Origin of the sequence: Paraburkholderia sp. LEh10, assembly GCF_017814945.1 — a bacterium.
Classification (GTDB): domain Bacteria; phylum Pseudomonadota; class Gammaproteobacteria; order Burkholderiales; family Burkholderiaceae; genus Paraburkholderia.
The window spans coordinates 1-4,964 of record NZ_JAGIPX010000156.1 but is presented as its reverse complement, the minus strand read 5'-3'; the positions used below and the strand labels follow the sequence as shown (position 1 = coordinate 4,964).

The window sequence follows — 4,964 nt, the reverse complement described above, 5'->3', positions numbered from 1 at the left end:
ATGCAGCGTGTCATGGATGCGGTGATCACCATCCAGATCCTGCGCAACGGGTACGACACTTCTGTATAACGAGATGGATTAAAGGGGGTTGTTATCCATTGAGTCCGTTGTAATCGGTAGGTGGCCGCTGTCGGCGGAAGGTGTATGTGGCCACCCAGCACTGAACACGATCGCGGCTTTTCCACAAAAAAGGTCGCCAACTAATCCAGAGGGAATTATGAAAGGGCTTTTTATCGCATTCGCCTTGGCCGTTGCGGCATCTGGCGCGCATGCTAAAGACTGGAAAGAGATCCGCTTCGGCACCGATCCTTCCTATGCGCCATTCGAATCGAAAGCTGTCGATGGCAAGCTGGTCGGGTTTGATATTGATCTCGGCAATGCAATTTGCGCCAAGTTGCAGGCGAAGTGCGTCTGGGTTCAGAACGATTTCGACGGCATGATTCCCGCGCTACAAGCGAAGAAGTTCGACGGCGTTCTGGCTGCCATGGGCGTCACCGAGGCACGGCAAAAGCAAATCGCTTTCTCCGACAAGATCTACAATTTGCCAACCCGTCTTATCGCTAAAAAGAATTCCGGCCTGCAGCCGACAGCAGCGTCGCTTAAGGGCAAGCACGTCGGTGTTGAACAGGGCTCCACTGCAGAGGCCTATGCCAAGGTTCACTGGGAGTCGGCTGGCGTCGTTGTGACCTCGTACCAAAACCAGGACCTCGTATATCAAGACCTGCTTTCCGGCCGACTCGATGCGAGCCTGCAAGATGCAGTGCAGGCCGAGCTTGGTTTTCTCGGTCAGCCGAAAGGGCATGACTTTGCATTCGCCGGTGCACCGGTGGACGACCCGAAAATCTTGGGAACTGGTTCTGCGATCGGCTTGCGGAAGGAAGACGTCGACTTGAAACAGGCGATCAACAAGGCCCTGGCTGAAATCATTCAGGACGGCACGTATAAGAGTCTAGAGAAGAAATATTTTACCTTCGATATTTACTGAGATTCGGTTAACTCCTGCGCGACTCGCTGCATGGACCGGCCATGAGTGAGTCCGTCATGACAGCGTCCCTTTCGTTGGAAATGACGCAATAGGAACCGCACGCCGCAAAACGAAAAAAGAACCAGTCTCGAAAACACCGAGACCCGGCTCATTATTGGATCAGGAGACGCGTAATGTTTTTGCAGGGCTTTGGGCCGTTGATTCTTGAGGGCGCCTGGGCGACCACGAAGCTTGCGCTATTGTCGCTACTGTTGTCTATGTTAATCGGTCTAATCGTTGCGAGTTCCAAAGTTTCTCGCAGCCGGATGCCGCGCTATCTGGCTTATGCATATACCACGCTGATTCGCAGCGTACCGGACTTGCTGGTGATGCTACTGCTGTTCTATAGCCTGCAATTGGGCCTGAACGAAGTCACAGAGTGGCTGCAAGTGCGCCAAATCGACATTGATCCGTTCGTTGCCGGCGTTCTGACGCTTGCGTTCATCTATGGCGCCTACTTCACCGAAACCTTCCGTGGTCCGTTTGAGGTCGTACCGCGCGGGCAGACGAGGCTGCCATCGCCTACGGTTTGAGCCGATGGCAGGCATTCATGCACGTGATTTTCCCCCAGATGATGCGTTTCGCGCTGCCCGGCATCGGGAACAACTGGCAGGTATTAATGAAGGCAACCGCCCTGGTGTCTATCATCGGCCTTAGTGACGTCGTAAAGGTCACGCAGGACGCCGGAAAAAGTTCCATGCAGTTGTTTTACTTCAGCGTAAGCGCTAAATCCACCACACCCGATGGAGAATCGTTTACAACCGACAGGCGAGCGCGGCCGCATCGCGGCGGTCTGGCGTGACCGGCGATGTCCACGACTGCACTTGGGTGCTGCGTGCCGTTTCATGGGTGGCGCGCTAATTGGTAGATCAGCTCGTGCTTGTTTCGGCTTGCCGTTTCGCGTAGTTGAACGGCAGCAGGTCGCTAATGTCGGCGTGCGGTGCACGCTGAGGCAGCTCTCTCAACACGTGCAGCAGCCAGGCGTGGGGTTCAACGCCGCAGGCCCGGCACGTCAGCATCAAACTATAGACCATCGCACTCGCTTTCGCACCATCCGTAGTAGAACTGAAGAGCCAGCTCTTGCGACCTGTACAGAATGGCCTTATATCGCGCTCTTATCCGCGTATCGGAATTATGCAAGCTTCTGCGCACCGGCCGTATTTATGATCCGTGGGGTTGTCACGGCCGGCACGGCCTTGAATGGGCGTCAGGCGGTCTGGGCATTGACGAAAATGAGCGCCCAGATGCGTGTCATGAAGCGAGCATAATCATAGCCTGTCAAGGAAGGCCAAAAGATCGCTTGGCGGGCGGAACCGCCGCTTTCTGTACTGAACCGGTTGAATGGCGTTGAGCGCCCTCTGCTTCATGGCCAGGTCAGCTTCGATATACAGTAAGAGGCCAGTTCAAAAATCCTGCTCAGCACGCCTGAAGATGTTCCAACAAACGAGCGAGCATCCGAATTTCAGAAATGCTTCGTGAATGTCAGCGCGACGATCGAAGCGGGTACGGAGACGGCGGAAGTTGTGGAGCCACGAATGAGTCCGTTCAACGACCCAGCGGAACTTACCCAAACCGCTGCCATGTTCAGTTCGGCGCCTTGCGATCACCGGCTTGATGCCGCGATCACGCAAGCGTTCTCGGTGCGATTCAGAATCGTAGCCGCGATCGGCGTAGAGGACGTTGGGCTTGCGAAGCGGTCGTCCGCGCGAGCCGCGGATCGGTGGAATCGCGTCGACCAGCGGCAGCAACTGGGTGACGTCGTTGCGGTTTGCTTCGGTCACAATCACGCTGACCGGCACACCGTTGGCGTCTACGAGGATGTGATGTTTGGAACCCGGGCGCGCGCGATCCGTGGGGTTCGGGCCAGTTTTTCGCCCGCCCCAACAGCTCGCACCGACGATGAATCGACCGCAGCATATGAGAGGTCGAGCTGGCCAGCCGCACGCAGCTTGTCGAGCAGCAACTCGTGCAGCCGATCCCACACGCCAGCCTTTTGCCAGTCGTCCAATCGTCGCCAGCAAGTTGCGCCCGAGCCGAAACCTAGCCGGGTCGGCAAGTGGTTCCAGCGGATGCCCGTCTTGAGCACAAACAGGATGCCGTTGAGCGCTGCGCGATCCGATACACGCGGACGCCCCGGGTCGCTCTTCGCGCGTGGCTTTACGACAGGCAGCAACGGCTCGATCAGTTTCCACAATTCGTCATCAATGATCGGCGCTTGCATCCTTGGAATTCCGTTGTTCAGGTGCCCAAGGTTAAGGAAGGTCTGCAAAAGTCCTGGCGTTGACAGGCAGGTGAACTATCCTGGGTAGCAGGGGGATGTTTATGGAGAGAGTCGATGACGCAACTCGGTCTTGGTCTGGATCTGACGACAAAGCGCACACGCAAGCGGGAGTTCCTGAATGAGATGGACCGTGTAGTGCCGTGGCCAAGGCTGATTGCGCTGATTGGGCGGCGACAATTATCTTGGCCGGTCGTTGACGATTGTTTTGGCCGGTGGTGAGGAGTCGCAGGCGGCGTAGCCGCCGGAGACGACGAGCCACCGGCAGCGCTGTGTCGGCGGGGCTTTAGGATGGGCTGATCGAAGCTTAAAGAAGAAGCGGTCAGCTCATGTCTGGAACCCGCATCACCGACCAACAGGTTCGTCTCTACATGAACAAGCGCAAACATCATTCGCAGGAAGTGGCGGCCGCCAAGACCGGCATCAGCGTGCGTACGGCACGCCGCATCGAACGTGATGCAACCTTGCCATCCCAGAAGCCACGGCATTCGTGGCGGACCCGTCCCGATCCGTTCGCCGAGGTCTGGGATAGCGAAGTCGTGCCGTTGCTGCGCAACGCGCCCCACCTGATGGGCATCACAATCCTGCGCAAACTGCAGGATGATCATCCGGATCGTTATCCCGATAGCATGCGACGTACGCTAGAACGACGTATTCGCCAGTGGCGGGCTCTTGAGGGTCCCACCCAGGAAGTGTTCTTCCCTCAGGAGCATCAGCCCGGCGTGCGCGGACTGTCGGACTTCACAGATATGAGCAAGCTGTGCGTGACGATCGGCGGCGCCCCGTTTGGCCACCGGTTGTATCACTTCGTGCTGGCGTTCTCACGCTGGGAGTATGCAAACGTAGTCGAGGGTGGTGAGAGTTTCGAAGCCCTCGCGACCGGATTGCAGAACGCGCTATGGCAGGCGGGAGGCTGCCCGCGTGAACATCGCACTGACAGTCTGTCGGCCGCCTTCAGGAATCTGACCGAACAGGAGGACTTCACGACGCGTTACGCAGCTCTGCTCGATCATTACGGCATGGAGGGCACGCGTAACAATCGCGGTCTGGGTCACGAGAACGGGAGTGTGGAGTCCTCGCATCGGTATCTGAAGGATGCTGTCGACCAGGCCTTGATGCTTCGAGGCCATCGCGACTTCGCTGACCGGCCCGCCTACGATGAATTCGTACGTGAGGTGGTAATGCGTCGAAACCGGCGCAACGCCGCTGCGTTTCGCATTGAGCGTGAACAACTGCGGGATCTGCCTGAACGTCGTACCACTGACTTCGTTGAGGACGAAGCACTCGTGACCCGCTGCAGCACATTTACCGTGCGCGGCATCCTCTACAGTGCACCGTCGCGCCTGATCGGCCACCGGCTGAAGGTGCGGATCTATGGTGACCGGCTCGACTGCTACCTGTCTGGCGCACTGGTGCACAGCACCTCACGAGGCACCCGTGCTGCCGACAACCGCCACGCACTTGATTACCGCCACTTCATCGACTCGCTCAGGCGCAAACCTCAGGCGTTCAAGGGGCTCGCGTTTCGTGACGCACTGTTTCCTCGCGAGGCTTATCGTCGAACCTGGGAGCAGCTGGAGGCGCAACGTATCCGCCCGAGAATCCCCGTAGTAGCGAGTGCTCTCGATTTCGCCGAAACTTCAGTACCGTAGGGGAGATGGT

General features: G+C 57.7%; 3 protein-coding genes and 3 pseudogenes. 4 read left to right on the top strand and 2 right to left on the bottom strand.

What is annotated here, in order from left to right; translation table 11 throughout:
- Positions 1 to 217 precede the first annotated feature (217 nt).
- The gene (locus J8I87_RS43260) at positions 218 to 985 is read left to right on the top strand and encodes an ABC transporter substrate-binding protein (RefSeq protein ID WP_209938735.1); all 768 of its coding nucleotides are present in this window, start codon (positions 218 to 220) and stop codon (positions 983 to 985) included.
- Between the two features lie 173 nt (positions 986 to 1,158).
- Positions 1,159 to 1,751: pseudogene (locus J8I87_RS43255) on the top strand (ABC transporter permease); the annotation flags it as partial.
- A 142-nt stretch (positions 1,752 to 1,893) separates the two neighbouring features.
- Here J8I87_RS43255 and J8I87_RS43250 read toward each other — a convergent pair.
- Positions 1,894 to 2,139 (bottom strand): annotated as a pseudogene (locus J8I87_RS43250) (transposase domain-containing protein); the annotation flags it as partial.
- A gap of 288 nt (positions 2,140 to 2,427) precedes the next feature.
- Positions 2,428 to 3,245 (bottom strand): IS5 family transposase gene (locus J8I87_RS43245; RefSeq protein WP_209938734.1). Its coding sequence is split into 2 segments (ribosomal slippage): positions 2,428 to 2,897 and positions 2,897 to 3,245, totalling 819 coding nucleotides; the frame shifts between segments, so codons are not numbered across the junction.
- Between the two features lie 114 nt (positions 3,246 to 3,359).
- Between J8I87_RS43245 and J8I87_RS43240 the strand changes: the two are divergent.
- Positions 3,360 to 3,470, top strand: a pseudogene (locus J8I87_RS43240) (IS5/IS1182 family transposase); the annotation flags it as partial.
- Positions 3,471 to 3,631: 161 nt separating this feature from the next.
- The gene (gene istA, locus J8I87_RS43235; protein ID WP_245254611.1) at positions 3,632 to 4,954 is read left to right on the top strand and encodes an IS21 family transposase; all 1,323 of its coding nucleotides are present in this window, start codon (positions 3,632 to 3,634) and stop codon (positions 4,952 to 4,954) included.
- The last annotated feature ends 10 nt before the right edge of the window (positions 4,955 to 4,964 follow it).